Raw genomic sequence first — 16,590 nt, forward strand, 5'->3', positions numbered from 1 at the left:
ACGCCTGCCCGATATTCGCATAAGGACGTTCACATGCATTATTTGAAAAATACTAACTTCTGGATGTTCGGCTTTTTCTTCTTCTTTTATTTTTTCATTATGGGTGCTTACTTCCCCTTTTTCCCGATCTGGTTACATGATATCAACCATATCAGCAAAGGCGATACCGGTATTATCTTCGCCTGCATCTCGCTATTTTCACTCTTGTTCCAGCCCATTTTCGGCCTGCTCTCTGACAAGCTCGGCCTGCGCAAGCATCTGTTGTGGGTCATTACCGGTATGCTGGTGATGTTCGCGCCGTTCTTTATTTACGTTTTCGGCCCGCTATTGCAGGTCAATATTTTGCTCGGTTCGATTGTCGGCGGGATCTATCTGGGGTTTATTTATAACGCCGGCGCGCCCGCCATTGAGGCCTACATAGAAAAAGCCAGTCGCCGCAGTCATTTTGAATTTGGCCGCGCGCGGATGTTCGGTTGCGTCGGCTGGGCGCTGTGCGCGTCGATTGCCGGCATTATGTTTACCATTAATAACCAGTTTGTCTTCTGGCTGGGCTCCGGCTGCGCGGTGATCCTGGCATTGCTGCTGTTCTTCTCGAAAACAGAAGCGCCCTCATCGGCAAAAGTGGCCGATGCGGTTGGCGCGAATCACTCGGCATTTAGCCTGAAACTGGCGCTGGAATTATTTAAACAGCCGAAGCTGTGGTTTCTGTCGCTGTATGTTGTCGGCGTGTCCTGTACCTACGATGTGTTTGACCAGCAGTTCGCTAACTTCTTTACCTCATTCTTTGCCACTGGCGAACAGGGTACCCGCGTGTTTGGCTACGTTACCACCATGGGTGAACTTCTGAACGCCAGTATTATGTTCTTTGCGCCGCTGATCGTGAACCGCATTGGCGGTAAAAACGCCCTGCTGCTGGCGGGCGCGATTATGTCGGTGCGGATCATCGGCTCGTCGTTTGCCTCTTCGGCGCTGGAAGTGGTGATCCTGAAAACCTTGCATATGTTTGAGATACCGTTCCTGATTGTCGGTTGTTTTAAATACATCACCAGTCAGTTTGAGGTACGCTTCTCTGCCACGATTTACCTGGTGTGCTTCTGCTTCTTTAAGCAACTGGCGATGATTTTCATGTCGGTTTTCGCCGGCAATATGTATGAAAGCATCGGTTTTCAGGGAGCATATCTGGTGCTCGGACTGATCGCGCTGAGCTTTACGTTGATTTCGGTATTTACCTTAAGTGGGCCGGGGCCGTTTACCCGCCATGTCAAACCTGTCTGTAAACAAGCATAAACCCCACCACAAGGATGAAATTTCACACATGACTATGCCAATGAGAGAAAGAATAAAAGCAGGCCAATTGTTTACAGATATGTGCGAAGGTTTGCCGGAAGAGAGATTGCGCGGAAAGGAATTGATGTATGAGTATAACCATTCGCGTCCGTCAGAAGTTGAAAAAAGGAAAAGCTTGATTAAATCCATGTTTGGCTCAACGGGAGAAAATGCATGGATAGAGCCGCCCATTTATTTTTCCTACGGTACCAACATCCATATCGGTGACAACTTTTATGCTAATTTCAATTTTACCATCGTAGACGACTATACCGTCACGATTGGCGATAACGTTCTTATTGCGCCAAATGTCACCCTCTCCGTGACCGGGCATCCTGTTCATCATGAATTGAGGCAAGCGGGTGAGATGTATTCCTTTCCGATCACAATTGGCAATAACGTCTGGATCGGCAGTAACGTGGTTATCAATCCAGGTATCACGATAGGAAATAACACCGTGATTGGCGCAGGTAGCGTGGTCACAAAAGACATTCCTTCAAATGTCGTTGCCGCGGGCGTTCCCTGTCGGGTTATCCGTGAAATAAACGACAGGGATAAAGAATATTATTATAAAGACCGCAAAGTAGAGCGTTCCCTTTGCCACCAGGCATGACGCCGGGCGCTCTACAATAATGCAGACCGTAGGCCCGGTAAGCTTGCGCCACCGGGCGCTACCGCTACTCCTCAATGATCTGGCGGATTTGCTGCAACGCGGCGGGATCGTCGAGGGTGGTGAGATCGCCGGGATCGCGACCTTCGCAGATGGCCTGGATCGTCCGGCGCAACATCTTGCCGGAGCGCGTTTTCGGCAACTGCGAGACAAACCAGACGTGAGCGGGACGGCCAAAATTGCCAATCTGGCTGTCCACCAGCGCCATAATCGCTTTTTCTTCCGCCTGCGCCACATCACGATCGTCCAGGCTGTCGCTCTGTTTCGGGATAACAAACGCCACCGCCACCTGCCCTTTTAGCGCGTCTTTTACCCCCACGACCGCCACCTCGGCGACGTTAGGATAGCTGGAAATGCTCTCCTCTATCTCGCGGGTGCCAAGACGGTGGCCGGCAACATTTATCACGTCGTCGGTACGTCCGAGGATAAAGTAATAGCCGTCGGCGTCGCGAATGCCCCAGTCGAAGGTGGCATACACCTGACGGCTGAACAGCGACCAGTAGGTGTTAACAAACCGTTCATCGTCTCCCCAGATAGTCTGGATACAGCCCGGCGGCAGCGGCCCCTCAATCACCACCATCCCCTTTTCGTTCACGCCGCAGGGTTCGCCGGTCACTTCATTGAGTAACTGCACGTTATAACCGTACATCGGTACGCCCGGGCTACCGAGCCGCGACGGTCTGTCGTCAAGCTGACGGGCAAGCACCATAATCGGCCAGCCGGACTCCGTCTGCCAGTAATTATCGATAACCGGCACCTCCAGCGTCTGGGTGACCCACGCGGCGGTGGGTTCATCCAGCGGTTCTCCGGCCAGATACAGCACCTCCAGCGAGGAGAGATCGTGATTGCGGATCTGGGCGGTTGGAAATTTCTTCAGTACGCGAATGGCGGTCGGCGCGGAAAACATCCGGTTCACCCGGTACTTCTCGACAATTTTCCACCACACCCCGCAGTCCGGGTACGTTGGCAGCCCTTCATAGACAATCGTCGCCATCCCCGCCAGCAGCGGCGCGTAAACGATATAAGAGTGACCGACAACCCAGCCGATATCCGACGCGCAAAAAAAGACGCCGCCCGCTTTGCCGCCAAAAATGGTGTCCATTGAGGTTGCCAGCGCCACCGCGTAGCCGCCGACGTCGCGCTGCACGCCTTTGGGTTTTCCTGTGGTGCCGGACGTGTAAAGAATGCAGGAGGTCTCGTTAGATTCCAGCCACGCTACCGGCACCCGCGCGCCTGCGTGTTGCTGACGCAGGGCGGCATAATCAAGATCGCGTCCGGCCACCCGCGCCATTTTCGCCAGCCCTCGGTCCACCAACAACACGTGCTGCGGCTGATGCTGCGCCTGCGCGATGGCGTCGTCGAGCAGCTTTTTATACGGCAGGATCTTTCCTCCGCGCGCCCCGGCATCCGCCGAGACGATCAGCACCGGTCTGGCATCGTCAATTCTCGCCGCCACACTGTGTGAGGCAAAACCGCCGAATACGACCGAATGAATCGCCCCAATGCGTGCGCAGGCCAGCAGCGTCACGTGCGCCTCGGCAATCATCGGCATATATACCAGTACCCGATCGCCGCGCCGGACGCCCAGCGACAGCAGCATCGACGCCACTACGTTCACCTCGTCATACAACTGGCTGAAGGTGTAGGTGCGCTCCTCTTCGGTTTCGGAAGAGACGGCGATCAGCGCCAGCGCGTCCGGCTGTTTGTCCAGCCAGCGGTCGATGGCGTTATAACACAGATTGGTGGTGCCGCCGCAGAACCAGCGGGCAAACGGCGGGCGGCTATGATCCAGCGTCCGGGTAAACGGCGTCTGCCAGTCGATGCGCTTTGCCTGCTCTGCCCAGAACAATTCCGGTTGCGTAATCGAACGCTGATAAAATTCGCGAAAAGACATGAGGCTCTCCTGTTGAACTTATGCCCTATTGCTATCTGTTTCAGATAACGAACAAGTCGAGGTACTCGTTAACCGGCATCTGCTCCAGACGGGTTCGGTCCAGGGAGGCTTCCAGAATGCGCTGCTGCTGGCGGGCCGGGAACTGACGCGCCAGGTTGATTTTGAATTTTTCGATAAGCTTTGGAATGCCGTCGGCGCGACGGCGGGCGTGGCCGATAGGGTAATCCACCACCACTTCATCAAACGCCGTACCGTCGGTGAACGCCACGGTGATGGCATTGGCGATGGCGCGTTTTTCCGGATCGTGATAGTCGGCGGTAAACTGCGGGTCTTCAAAACAGCTTATCTTCTCACGCAGAGCGTCGATGCGTTTATCCTGCGCCACGCCATCTTCATAATCCGCCGCCGTTAAACGTCCGAACAGCAGTGGGATGGCAACCATGTACTGAATGCAGTGGTCGCGATCCGCCGGGTTATTCAGCGGGCCTTTCTTGTCGATGATGCGAATGCAGGCTTCGTGAGTGCGAATGGTCACCTTCTCAATATCCGCCGCAGTTTTACCCGCCGCCTGCATCTGCGCATGCAGGGTCATCGCCGCTTCTACCGCGGTCTGCGAATGGAACTCCGCCGGGAAGGAGATTTTAAACAGCACATTTTCCATCACGTAAGAGCCATAGGGACGCTGGAAGCGGAATGTTTCGCCTTTGAACGAGACGTCGTAGAACCCCCAGGTTTTCGCCGTCAGCGCTGACGGATACCCCATCTCGCCGGTTTTTGCCATCAACGCCAGGCGTACCGCGCGGGAAGTGGCGTCGCCTGCCGCCCAGGACTTCCGCGTGCCGGTGTTCGGCGCATGGCGATAAGTTCGCAGCGACTGGCCGTCGACCCACGCCAGCGATACCGCGTTCAGGATTTCGTCCCGGGTCAGCCCCAGCATTTCCGCCACCACGGCGGTGGACGCCACTTTCACCAGCAGCACGTGATCCAGGCCGACGCGGTTAAAGGCGTTCTCCAGCGCGATGCAGCCCTGAATCTCGTGAGCTTTGATCATCCCGCTCAGCACCTGCTTCATGGTCAGCGGCGCTTTGCCTGCCGCCACCGCGTTACGTGACAGCCAGTCCGCCGTCGCCAGGATGCCGCCGAGATTATCAGAAGGGTGCCCCCATTCGGCGGCAAGCCAGGTATCGTTAAAGTCGAGCCAGCGGATCATCGCGCCGATGTTAAACGCCGCCTGAACCGGATCGAGCTGAAACTGCGTGCCCGGCACGCGCACGCCGTTTGGCACGAGAGTACCGGGGACAATCGGCCCCATAAGTTTTTTGCACGCCGGATAGTCCAGCGCTTCGAGACCACAGCCGAGCGTATCCAGCAGGCAGTAATGCGCGGTGTCATACGCTACTGTTGAGGTGATGTCATAATTCATCACGTAATCGACGATATCAACGATTTCGCGGTCAAATTCCGGGCGGACGTTTAGTTCTTGTACGGACATAAAAGCGTTCCTGCATGTTAGGGTCAGAGGGAGTGAATCAGCAACGTTGGTCTAACGAGACGAACGGACGATCTTCCGGTCCGGTATAGTTGGCGGAAGGTCGGATAATTTTATTGTCCTGACGCTGTTCGATGATGTGCGCCGCCCAGCCGGTGACGCGGGCGATAACGAACAGCGGAGTGAACATTTCGGTGGGAACGCCCATCATGTTGTATGACACCGCCGAGAACCAGTCGAGGTTGGGGAACATCTTTTTGGTTTCCCACATCACCGTTTCCAGACGATCGGCGATGTTGTACATCTTCAGCGAGCCGCCTTCTTCAGAAAGCTGCTTCGCCACCTGCTTAATGACCTGATGACGCGGATCGGCCAGGGTATAAACCGGGTGCCCAAAGCCAATCACCACCTCTTTGTTTTCCACGCGTTTGCGGATATCGGCTTCCGCTTCGTCCGGCGTTTCGTAGCGCTGCTGGATCTCGAGCGACACTTCGTTTGCTCCGCCGTGCTTCGGCCCGCGCAGTGCGCCTATCGCGCCGATAATGGCCGAATAGACGTCCGACCCGGTGCCCGCAATGACCCGGCTGGTGAAGGTGGAGGCGTTGAATTCGTGCTCGGCGTAAAGCACCAGCGAAATGTGCATCGCTTTTTCCCAGCTTTTTGACGGTTTCTCGCCGTGTAGCAGATGCAAAAAGTGGCCGCCGATGGAGTCGTCGTCGGTTTCTGGCTGGATGCGCTCACCGTTGTGGCTGTAGTGGTACCAGTAGAGAAGAACAGAGCTGAGCGACGCTAACAGCTTGTCGGCGATATCCCGCGCCCCGGAAATGGTGTGGCCCTCTTTTTCTGGCAGGGTGCAGCCCAACGCCGAGACGCCGGTGCGCATGACATCCATCGGATGCGACGCGGCGGGCAGCGCTTCCAGTACAGTGCGCACGTTGGCCGGTAATCCCCGCAGCGCTTTCAGTTTGATTTTATACGCGTGAAGCTCGTCGCGGGTCGGTAATTTGCCGTGGATCAGCAGATGCGCGACCTCTTCGAATTCGCAGTGCCGGGCGAGGTCCAGTATGTCGTAACCGCGATAATGAAGATCGTTGCCGCTTTTGCCGACGGTGCACAGCGCGGTATTGCCTGCCGGTACGCCGGACAGCGCAACGGATTTTTTCGGCTTAATGACATGTGTGTTGTTTTGCAGGATCGTCGAGTCTGTCATGTTGTCCTCGTCATTATTGTAATGTGCAGGATAGTGAGGTCTGGGCGAAGCGTTACTTCCGGTTCAGCGCGTCCAGCGCCTCCTCGTACTGGTAGTAATTGATGCTCTCGTACAGCTCGTTGCGGGTTTGCATCATGTCGATGACGCTTTTTTGCGTTCCTTCCTGACGCAGCACGTTATAGACCTGTTCCGCCGCGCGGTTCATCGCGCGAAACGCCGACAGCGGGTACAGCGCCATCGCCACGTGGGCGCTGCGCAGTTCATCGGTGGTAAACAACGGCGTCGCGCCGAATTCGGTGATGTTGGCGAGGATCGGCACATTGACCGCGTCGGCAAACTGTCGGTACATGGCAAGCTCGGTGATCGCCTCCGGAAACAGCATGTCGGCCCCCGCGTCGACGTAGGCCTGCGCGCGATCTATCGCCGCGTCCAGGCCTTCTACCGCCAGGGCGTCGGTGCGCGCCATGATCACAAAGTCGGGATCGGTTCGGGCATCCACCGCCGCGCGAATGCGATCCACCATCTCCTCTTTCGAGACGATCGCTTTGTTCGGTCGGTGACCACAGCGCTTAGCGCCGATCTGATCTTCAATGTGTAACGCCGCCGCGCCGGCTTTGATCATTGACCTTACGGTGCGGGCCACGTTAAAAGCCGACGCGCCAAAACCGATGTCGGCATCCACCAGCAGCGGCAGCGGGCAGACGTCGGTGATGCGACGAATGTCGGTCAGCACGTCATCAAGCGTTGAGATCCCGAGATCCGGCAACCCCAGCGATCCTGCCGCCACGCCGCCGCCGGAAAGGTAAATCGCCTGGTAGCCTGCGCGCTGTGCCAGCAGAGCGTGGTTAGCGTTAATGGCGCCGACTATCTGAAGCGGGTTTTCTTGCGTAAGGGCCGCGCGAAATGCCTGACCCGGCGAGTGTCGTGACATATTTTATCCTTTGTTATCAAGTTGTGAACATCGTTACTCTCCACAAAGCAAAGGCTATGCCAGGTGCCGCACCCGATTAAGAAAAATAAAAAACACTGATATGACAATATGATAGATAAACCCCGCTGGCAGATAGCGAAAAAAAGCGTGTCAGCTAACGTTTCATAAAATGTTCCGCGTTGTTTCATTGCAACATAATTGAAACACAGCTAAACCCATTATTCGGTCTCTTCACGTTTAGGTTTGCTATGACAGCTTCGCCTCTCCCTCCACGGATCAATGACGACAAACCGGTCATCTGGACCGTCTCGGTGACGCGGCTGTTCGACCTGTTTCGCGACATCAGCCTCGAGTTCGATCATCTGGCGACCATCACCCCTATTCAGCTTGGTTTTGAAAAAGCGGTAACCTACATTCGCAAAAAGCTGGCGACCGAACGCTGCGACGCCATCATCGCCGCAGGCTCTAACGGCGCGTACCTGAAAAGCCGTCTTTCTGTTCCAGTGATCCTGATTAAACCGAGCGGTTTTGACGTACTGCATGCGCTGGCGAAAGCGGGAAAACTGACCGCCTCGATCGGTGTGGTGACGTATCAGGAGACGCTGCCGGCGCTTATCGCCTTTCAGAAAACATTTGGTCTGCAACTGGAACAGCGCAGCTACGTCACCGAAGAGGACGCGCGCGGGCAGATAAACGAACTCAAGGCTAACGGCATTGAGGCGGTGGTCGGCGCGGGACTCATTACCGATCTCGCCGAGGAGGCCGGTATGACGGCGATTTTTATCTATTCTGCGGCCACAGTGCGCCAGGGATTCAGCGATGCGCTGGATCTGACGCGAATGACCGCCCGCGTAACGGCCTCTTACGCGTCCGATCGGGCGCTGCGTACCCGCTATGCCCTGGAGGATATCCGTGGCGCGTCCGGACAAATGGAACAGGTGCGTCAGACCATCATGCTCTACGCCCGCTCCCGCGCCGCGGTGCTGATTCAGGGCGAAACCGGCACCGGCAAAGAGCTGGCCGCGCAGGCCATTCATCGCGAAAGCGGCGTACACGTGGGGTCTCGCAGCGACATCGCCTCCCGTCCGTTTGTCGCTGTGAACTGCGGTGCGATTACGGAATCGTTGCTGGAAGCAGAACTGTTCGGCTACGAGGAGGGCGCTTTTACCGGCTCCCGACGCGGCGGGCGCGCCGGACTGTTCGAAATCGCCCACGGCGGAACGCTGTTTCTGGACGAGATAGGCGAGATGCCATTGCCCCTGCAAACCCGTCTGCTGCGCGTACTGGAAGAAAAAGAGGTGACCCGGGTGGGCGGTCATCATCCTCTCCCCATCAATGTGCGGGTGATCAGCGCCACCCACTGCAATCTGGAAGAGGCAATGAAACACGGTCAGTTCCGCCGCGATCTCTTTTACCGCCTGAGTATTCTGCGCCTCGCTCTGCCTGCGCTGCGCGATCGCCCTGGCGATATCGCTGCGTTGGCTGAGGGGTTTTTAAAACAGTCGCTGGCAGCCCTGAACGTCCCGTTTACCGATACCGTCCGCAGCGGTCTGGCGCAAAGCGCAGCCGTTCTGGTGACCTACCCGTGGCCGGGGAATATCCGCGAGCTGCGCAATATGATGGAGCGTCTGGCGCTGTTTTTAAGCGTCGACCCCATGCCGACGCTGGATGCGTATTTATTACAGCGGCTGCTGCCGGAACTGTCAGAACGTGACGAAGCCGTGTCTCCCTCCACACGACTGACGGCCAGAGAAGCGCTCGACCGCTTCAATGGCGATAAATCCGCCGCGGCTCAGTTTCTTGGTATAAGCCGCACGACATTCTGGCGGCGGTTAAAACAGTAATCCCCCGTTTCAGAATGTTCACTTTTATCGGAACTGACGTCTTTATAGATAACCAACGGATGCCAAAATATATTCTTACATCCGTCATCAGATTATTCGAAAATCAAAAAACATTTAATTGATAATAATCCTAAAAGCACAAACAAATTTCTCAAATATGTCACTGATTAAAAATTGACATTTATCAAGCAATATTTAAAAAGCGCGCTTACAAAGCGTAAAATTAATGATGCCACTACGTGATTACACAAGGGTCAAATGATGAATATTTTAATGTTATCCAACTACCTTTGATTAATTTCACTTACCGCAACCCTTTACCATCCCTTTGTTTTACCTTGTTTTCCAGCATAGTGAACACATCCCCGGCATGAAGGGAAACATTAATCATCATAACGAAACACGGTGGAAATGCGGTTCCCGGTACTGTCTGTATGACGCAATTAATTGTTTAAATCTATCAATATTAAGCAAGAGTAATAAATAAACGATTGAAACTTTTTGACTGACAGCGAATAGTTAAAAGGCAGGAACGCAAACATATAAGCAATCTATTAATGCCCGTTATTACAGACAGGCATTGTTGCTTATCACTTCTTTTATTTTAAAACTTACGGACGAGTGATCATGAAAAAACACGCGTTATATTTTCGTTCTTCTTTGTTATCCCTCGCAATTTCAGCGGCGCTGGCCTCAACCGCAGCGGCAAATACTATCAATGCGCTGACCTTTACCCCCCCTTCCGACGCTAATGCCATTATTACGATTAATAACGATAATAATGTCTTACTCTCGGCATCTGAAAATACAGACCCGGCCTGGGATCGCTTTGGCTCCCTGCGGGTGGGTGAAAATAGCGACGGCTCGCTGATCATTGACAATCGGGCGATTACCACCGACGCCGGGATGATTGGCAACAATGCAACGGGCAGCGTCACACTCCAGAGCGGCGCCACCTGGACACTGGAAGGGCTAAATCTGGTGCTGGGAACCCACGACGGTTCCGGTACGCTTGTGGTTAACAGCGGCAGCCGCGTCAGCGGGATTAACGAACTGCGGATCGGCGAATACGCCGCACAGGCCTCTGGAGAAGTGAACATCGACGGAGCCGGTTCGTCTGTATCGTCCAACTGGGCGGTGGTGGGCGATCAGGGAAAAGGCAAACTGACCATCACCAACGGCGGCTCGCTTACCCTCAGTGAACACATGAACATTGGCTATGTGGGCAATACCCTGAACTCAAACCGCGAAGGCGCTGGCGAAACGCGGGTCGACGGCGCAAATTCACAGCTGAATGTCGCCCAGGGCATCTATCTTGGCGGGTTTACCACTACGCCTAATGACGCCACCGGCAGTCTGACCGTCAGCAATGGCGCGACGATCAACTCCGGCACGCTTATCTGGTTGGCGGTGGGCGAAGGCAGCACCGGTATCCTGAACATTGGCGGCGCGCAGGGAGAAACCGAACAGGCGGCAGGCTCAATTAACGTTCCACGAATTCATCTTGGGAATACCGACGGCGTCAGCACGGCGGTGCTCAACCTGAACCATAACAGCGATGATTTCGTGCTTGGCGCCAACATTACCGGCACCGGCGAGGTGAATCATCTCGGTTCGGGAACGTCCACCCTGACCGGTGCGAGCAATTACCGGGGCAACACCCACGTCGCCAGTGGGACACTGCGTGCCGGAGCGGTTAACACGCTGAGCGCGAACTCGGACTACCTTGTCGACAGCGGCGCCAGTCTCGATCTGAATGGTTACTCTCAAACGGTCAACTCGCTGGTGCTTGACGGAAACGCGACGCTGTCGGCTGACACACCGTCTGACGGTACGTTTACGCCCACCACGTTGACCATTAATGGCGATTACGCCAGCAACAACGGGCTACTGTCCCTCCGTACCGCATTGGGTGATGATCTTTCCGCGACCGACAAACTGGTGGTAAAAGGCGATACCTCAGGCACGACGCGCGTGAGCATCGCTAACGCAGGCGGCAGCGGCGCGCAAACAGTTGAAGGCATCCAGGTCGTCAATGTTGAAGGCGCGTCGGCCGGCAGCTTTGTGAAAGAAGGCCGTATCGTCGCGGGCGCGTATGATTATGATCTGACGAAACGGGATAACCAGAACTGGTATTTGACCAGCCTGGCCTCCGTGGCGCCACAACCCCCCGTCCCACCGGTGGACCCCGAAGAACCTGAACAGCCGGAAGAACCCGATGTTCCGGTGCCACCTGCGCCGGAAGGCACGCATCAGTATCGCCCGGAAACGGGTAGCTATCTGGCGAACGCACTTGCCGCCAATACGCTGTTTAACACTCGCCTGCACGATCGTTTGGGCGAGACGCAATACACCGACCTGTTAACCGGTGAAAAGAAAGTGACCAGCCTGTGGATGCGACACGTTGGCGGTCATCAGCGCTTTAAAGACAGCTCCGGCCAGATCAGCACCCAAAGTAACCGCTACGTGATCCAGCTTGGCGGCGACATTGCCCAATGGAGCAGTGACGGCCAGGATCGCTGGCACCTGGGCCTGATGGGCGGTTACGCGAACAGTAAGAGCCGCAGTCACGCCAGTCTCACGGGCTACACGTCACGCGGCGAGATCAGCGGATATAGCGCTGGCGTTTATGGCACATGGTACGCCAATGACACCGACAAAACTGGCGCCTATCTGGACGCATGGGTGCTCTATAACTGGTTTGAAAATACCGTATCCGGACAGGGACTGGCGTCAGAGAAATATGATTCCGACGGGATCACCGCTTCGCTGGAAACAGGCTATACCTTCAGCCTTGGCGCCAGTCGCGATGGGCGTACCCGTTACTGGTTGCAGCCAAAAGCCCAGCTTACCTGGATGGATGTGCAGGCGGACAATCACACCGAGAAAAACGGGACCCGGGTGGTCGATGAAACTGATGGCAACCTGCAAACGCGCCTGGGCATTAAAGCTTTTATGCAGAGCCATAATGCCATCGATGACGGTAAAACGCGCACCTTCCAGCCGTTTGTCGAAGCGAACTGGATCTACAACAGCCAGAACTATGGCGTGAAGATGGACGATATTCGCAGTGAAGTGAAAGGCACGCGCAATATCGGCGAACTGAAAGTGGGTGTGGAAGGGCAACTCAACGCTCGCCTGCAACTGTGGGGTAACGTCGCTCAGCAGGTAGGCGACAAGGGTTACAGCGATACGCAAGGCATGTTGGGGTTGAAATATACATTATGACAGACGGGCCACCCGCGGCAACGCGGGTGGTTTTTCTCTTCCCTTCTCTCTTTGTGATCCCCCTCGCATCGCCATCCGTCGGCGAAAAATAGGATGACATCAGATCGTTCATTTGACAGAAGCGTGGTGTATGGACCCTTTACATGCCGTATTTCTTACCGTCAGCCTGTTTGTCCTGACCTTTTTTAATCCCGGCGCGAATCTCTTTGTCGTGGTGCAGACCAGCCTCGCCTCCGGACGACGCGCCGGAGTGCTTACCGGACTTGGCGTCGCCGCTGGCGATGCGCTTTATTCGGGGCTGGGACTGTTTGGCATGGCAACATTAATCACGCAATGCGAGGCGCTGTTTTCGCTGATAAAAATTGGCGGCGGCGCCTATCTCCTGTGGTTTGCATGGAACAGCCTGCGCCGCCAGGACACACCGCAAATGGGCCCGCTCGCGCAGCCGGTGGCGGCGCCGTGGACGGTCTTTTTCCGTCGCGGTTTGCTGACCGATTTATCAAATCCGCAGACGGTGTTGTTTTTTATCAGTATTTTCTCCGTCACGCTCAGCGCGGATACGCCGACATGGGCGCGGATGATGGCCTGGGCGGGCATCGTGCTTTCTTCCATTATCTGGCGCGTCTTCCTCAGCCAGGCCTTTTCGTTACCCGCGGTCCGTCGCGCGTATGGGCGGATCCAGCGCGTCGCCAGCAAAATTATTGGCGCAATTATCGGTTTGTTTGCCCTGCGTTTGATTTACGAAGGCATAACCCATCGCTAATCTTTTGTGCTCAGGAACGAAAGCCCGCAGAGGTCATCAGCACTCTGAACAGCGCGCCGACCGCCGCCAGCAGCAGAACGCTGGCGCACCAGATGGCGATCAGCCATACCACGCGGTGGGACCATTTTTTGATTTTCGCCATCAGTGATATCCCTCTCCGTGACGGATTTTTCCGCGGAATACGTAGTAGCTCCAGAAGGTGTACGCCAGGATCACCGGGATGATGATCAGCGCACCTACCAGCATAAAGCCCTGGCTTTGCGGCGGCGCGGCAGCTTCATGCAGGGTGATCCCCGGTGGAATAATATACGGCCAGATGCTGATTCCGAGCCCGCTGAAACCGAGGAAAATCAGCCCCAGGGTCAGCAGAAACGCGCGGGCATGAAAGTCCGGTCGATACAGACTGCGCCACAGCCACAGGCTGAAGACGATGACCAGCAGCGGAACCGGCAGGAAATAGTACAGATTCGGCAGCGAAAACCAGCGTTCGGCAATCGCGCTCTGCGTCAGCGGCGTCCACAGGCTGACCACCGCCATCACCAGCAACAGGACGATCAACAGCGGACGGGCCAACTGCCGCATCCGGCTTTGCAGCGGATCTTCGCTTTTCATGATAAGCCAGGTCGCGCCCAGTAATGCATAGGTGATGACCAGGCCGAGGCCGCAGAACAGGTTAAACGGCGTCAACCAGTCCAGTTGCGAGCCGCTGAAGGCGCGTCCACTGACCTGAAAACCGCTGACCACCGCGCCGACCACGATCCCCTGGCAGAAGGTCGCCAGTATCGATCCGACAATAAACGATTTATCCCAGAAGGCGCGGTGTGATTCCGTGGCCTTGAAGCGGAACTCAAAGGCCACGCCACGGAAAATCAGCCCGAGCAGCATCAGCAGCAACGGAATAGTGAGCGCATCGGCAATCACCGCGTAGGCCAGCGGGAACGCGCCGAACAGTCCCGCGCCGCCCATCACCAGCCAGGTTTCGTTACCGTCCCAGACCGGCGCGACCGAGTTTACCATCACGTCGCGGTCATGCTTATCGCGAATAAACGGAAACAGAATGCCAATCCCGAGGTCGAAGCCGTCCATGACGATATACATCAGGGTGGCGAAGACGATGATGGCAAACCAGATTACAGACAGATCGAGCGTCATCAGCGTTTCTCCTGATCGAGCGGTTCACCCACCGCGGAAATGGGACGTGCCGGGCGGCCATCGGTTTCAGAGGTCGGTTCCTCCAGCGGTTGCGGTCCCTTTTGGATCAGGCGGATCATATAGAGATAGCCGACGCCAAACACCAGCGAGTAAACCACAAAGAACGCCAACAGGCTGATGCTCATCTGTAGCGTGCTGTGCGCCGATACCGCGTCACGGGTACGCAACAGGCCGTAAACCACCCACGGCTGTCGCCCAACTTCGGTGGTCACCCAGCCCGCGAGGATCGCGATCAGCCCTGATGGCCCCATCCACAGCGCGAAATGCATAAAGGGGCGGGAGTGATATAACCGGTTTTTGTAGCGCAGCCACAGGCTGGCGAGTCCCAGCAGAATCATCAGCACCCCCATCCCCACCATCAGACGAAACGACCAGAACACGATGGTTGAGTTGGGGCGCTCATCTTTTGGATAATCCTTCAGGGCGGGTACCTGCTTGTCGAGACTGTGGGTCAGAATCAGGCTGCCTAACGCGGGGATCTCCAGCGCATAGCGGGTTTCTTCCGCGTCCATATCCGGCCAGCCCACCAGCGTCAGCGGCGTGGGTTCGCCCGGCGTGTTTTCCCAGTGTCCTTCAATGGCGGCGATTTTCACCGGCTGATGCTCAAGGGTATTCAGACCATGCATATCGCCAATCAGCGCCTGCACCGGCGCCACCAGCATCGCCATCCACAGCGCCATGGAAAACATTTTGCGGATTGCGGGTGTATCGTTGCCCTTCAGCAGATGCCAGGCCGCCGAAGCGCCGACAAACATTGCGCTACTCAGAAACGCCGCCACCGACATGTGCAGCAGGCGGTAAGGGAATGACGGGTTAAAGATAACGGCGAACCAGTCCACCGGCACCACCTGACCGTTAATGACCTCGAAACCCTGCGGCGTGTGCATCCAGCTGTTGGACGCGAGGATCCAGAAGGTGGACATCAACGTGCCCAGCGCCACCATGCAGGTGGAGAAAAAGTGCAGGCCCGGCCCGACTTTGTTCCAGCCGAAGAGCATCACCCCCAGAAAACCGGCTTCCAGGAAGAAAGCCGTCAGCACTTCGTAGGTCAGCAATGGGCCGGTTATACTGCCGGCAAACTGCGAAAAACCACTCCAGTTGGTACCGAACTGGTAAGCCATCACCAGACCGGAAACCACCCCCATGCCGAAATTCACTGCAAAGACTTTAACCCAGAACTGATATAACGAACGCCAGACCGGATTATTTGTTTTTAACCAAAGTCCTTCCAGTACAGCCAGATAGCTGGCTAAGCCAATAGTGATAGCCGGGAAAATAATATGAAACGAAACGGTAAAGGCAAACTGGATTCTTGCCAGCAAAAACGCATCAATATCCATATTTTCTCCCGTTTATATGACGATACCTGCGCATAGAGACAACGACATCCAATAATTAAACGTTAAGCGAAGCGTAAAAATACCCCCCCACGTTAAAACAGGGGGGAGAAATTCACCCGGTCAGGATTTTTTCTTTGGCGTGCTGTCTGGCTTATCGCCGGATTCCGGGGCTTCGGAAGGATCATCTTTTTCGACAGCGAAACGGTTAAGGTGATAAAGCATAGTGCCTCCTTCGGTTATTTTCGCGCGATGCAAATATCACCAATCGTTACCGTTTAAATAGACTTCGGCAACGCTCTGGATATTTTCCTCGCGCCATCATTTATTGCCTGTTAACAAGCCTGTCTGACCATTAAGAATAGACGCTAAGCCCCGATATTCAAGGCAAGAAAATAGCGAAGCGAGGGAAAGGAAATAGTGTCAGTGGGAATTTGAGATTTTCGGATAAAAGCCGGATGGCGGCGGTGAACTGCGCCTCATCCGGCTTACATGATTGTTTACAGGCCCGGTCGCGCAGCGCCACCGGGCCGTTCCGTTAAAACGACGCTTTAATGCCAATCATCGCCGAGGTGTCGCTGTAGCCTTTATCGCCAATCTGCTGGCCGACGTTGCCCCACAGGGAGACGTTCTTCGTCAGCTGGCCTTCCACACCGGCCTTCAGCTCGCCGATATTGCGGGTGCCG

General features: G+C 55.6%; 14 protein-coding genes. 5 read left to right on the plus strand and 9 right to left on the minus strand.

Features of this window, described 5'->3' with window-relative positions; all coding sequences use genetic code 11:
- Positions 1–33 precede the first annotated feature (33 nt).
- Together OGY07_RS09045 and lacA are read left to right on the plus strand one after the other, a co-directional pair.
- Positions 34–1,287, plus strand: a complete 1,254-nt coding sequence (locus OGY07_RS09045) for an MFS transporter (RefSeq protein WP_042286109.1) — start codon at positions 34–36, stop codon at positions 1,285–1,287.
- A 28-nt stretch (positions 1,288–1,315) separates the two neighbouring features.
- The gene (gene lacA, locus OGY07_RS09050; protein ID WP_060569110.1) at positions 1,316–1,939 is read left to right on the plus strand and encodes a galactoside O-acetyltransferase; all 624 of its coding nucleotides are present in this window, start codon (positions 1,316–1,318) and stop codon (positions 1,937–1,939) included.
- A 64-nt stretch (positions 1,940–2,003) separates the two neighbouring features.
- Here lacA and prpE read toward each other — a convergent pair whose 3' ends face one another.
- Genes prpE through prpB form a run of 4 tightly spaced genes read right to left on the minus strand, consistent with a single transcriptional unit; the run spans position 2,004 to position 7,520 of the window.
- Positions 2,004–3,890, minus strand: coding sequence for a propionate--CoA ligase (gene prpE, locus OGY07_RS09055; protein ID WP_286600071.1), 1,887 nt, complete (start codon positions 3,888–3,890; stop codon positions 2,004–2,006).
- 40 nt (positions 3,891–3,930) lie between these two features.
- Positions 3,931–5,382 carry a bifunctional 2-methylcitrate dehydratase/aconitate hydratase gene (locus tag OGY07_RS09060; protein ID WP_042286115.1) on the minus strand — a complete coding sequence of 484 codons (1,452 nt, stop codon included), beginning with the start codon at positions 5,380–5,382 and terminating at the stop codon, positions 3,931–3,933.
- 37 nt (positions 5,383–5,419) lie between these two features.
- On the minus strand, positions 5,420–6,589 hold the full coding sequence (prpC, locus tag OGY07_RS09065; protein ID WP_286600074.1) for a bifunctional 2-methylcitrate synthase/citrate synthase: 1,170 nt from the start codon (positions 6,587–6,589) through the stop codon (positions 5,420–5,422).
- Positions 6,590–6,641: 52 nt separating this feature from the next.
- Positions 6,642–7,520 (minus strand): methylisocitrate lyase, encoded by an 879-nt coding sequence (gene prpB / locus OGY07_RS09070; RefSeq protein ID WP_042286117.1) that lies wholly within the window; start codon positions 7,518–7,520, stop codon positions 6,642–6,644.
- A 248-nt stretch (positions 7,521–7,768) separates the two neighbouring features.
- Between prpB and prpR the strand changes: the two genes are divergently transcribed.
- The 3 genes from prpR (at position 7,769) to OGY07_RS09085 (ending at position 13,355) form a co-directional block, all read left to right on the plus strand.
- On the plus strand, positions 7,769–9,364 hold the full coding sequence (gene prpR / locus OGY07_RS09075) for a propionate catabolism operon regulatory protein PrpR (protein WP_286600076.1): 1,596 nt from the start codon (positions 7,769–7,771) through the stop codon (positions 9,362–9,364).
- A gap of 627 nt (positions 9,365–9,991) precedes the next feature.
- Positions 9,992–12,592 carry an autotransporter outer membrane beta-barrel domain-containing protein gene (locus tag OGY07_RS09080; protein WP_286600078.1) on the plus strand — a complete coding sequence of 867 codons (2,601 nt, stop codon included), beginning with the start codon at positions 9,992–9,994 and terminating at the stop codon, positions 12,590–12,592.
- Between the two features lie 130 nt (positions 12,593–12,722).
- A complete protein-coding gene (locus OGY07_RS09085; protein WP_060569115.1) occupies positions 12,723–13,355 on the plus strand; it encodes a LysE family transporter in 633 nt (210 codons plus the stop codon).
- 10 nt (positions 13,356–13,365) lie between these two features.
- On the opposite strand, the gene OGY07_RS09090 is transcribed toward OGY07_RS09085, so the two are convergent.
- The 5 genes from OGY07_RS09090 to OGY07_RS09110 all read right to left on the minus strand — a co-directional run.
- Positions 13,366–13,497: a DUF2474 domain-containing protein gene (locus OGY07_RS09090; RefSeq protein ID WP_060569116.1), complete on the minus strand. Its 132-nt coding sequence runs from the start codon at positions 13,495–13,497 to the stop codon at positions 13,366–13,368.
- The gene (cydB, locus tag OGY07_RS09095) at positions 13,497–14,507 is read right to left on the minus strand and encodes a cytochrome d ubiquinol oxidase subunit II (RefSeq protein WP_060569117.1); all 1,011 of its coding nucleotides are present in this window, start codon (positions 14,505–14,507) and stop codon (positions 13,497–13,499) included. The genes OGY07_RS09090 and cydB overlap by 1 nt, the downstream gene beginning before the upstream one ends.
- The gene (locus OGY07_RS09100) at positions 14,507–15,907 is read right to left on the minus strand and encodes a cytochrome ubiquinol oxidase subunit I (RefSeq protein WP_042286123.1); all 1,401 of its coding nucleotides are present in this window, start codon (positions 15,905–15,907) and stop codon (positions 14,507–14,509) included. Before OGY07_RS09100 ends, cydB begins: the two co-directional genes overlap by 1 nt.
- 120 nt (positions 15,908–16,027) lie before the next feature.
- The gene (gene ssaA, locus OGY07_RS09105; RefSeq protein ID WP_042286124.1) at positions 16,028–16,129 is read right to left on the minus strand and encodes a small effector SsaA; all 102 of its coding nucleotides are present in this window, start codon (positions 16,127–16,129) and stop codon (positions 16,028–16,030) included.
- Positions 16,130–16,442: 313 nt separating this feature from the next.
- On the minus strand, positions 16,443–16,590 hold a 148-nt coding region (locus tag OGY07_RS09110), incomplete at its 5' end, for an autotransporter outer membrane beta-barrel domain-containing protein (RefSeq protein WP_502872428.1).

This window comes from Citrobacter sp. Cs237, from assembly GCF_030332325.1.
Taxonomy (GTDB): Bacteria; Pseudomonadota; Gammaproteobacteria; order Enterobacterales; family Enterobacteriaceae; genus Citrobacter_A; species Citrobacter_A sedlakii.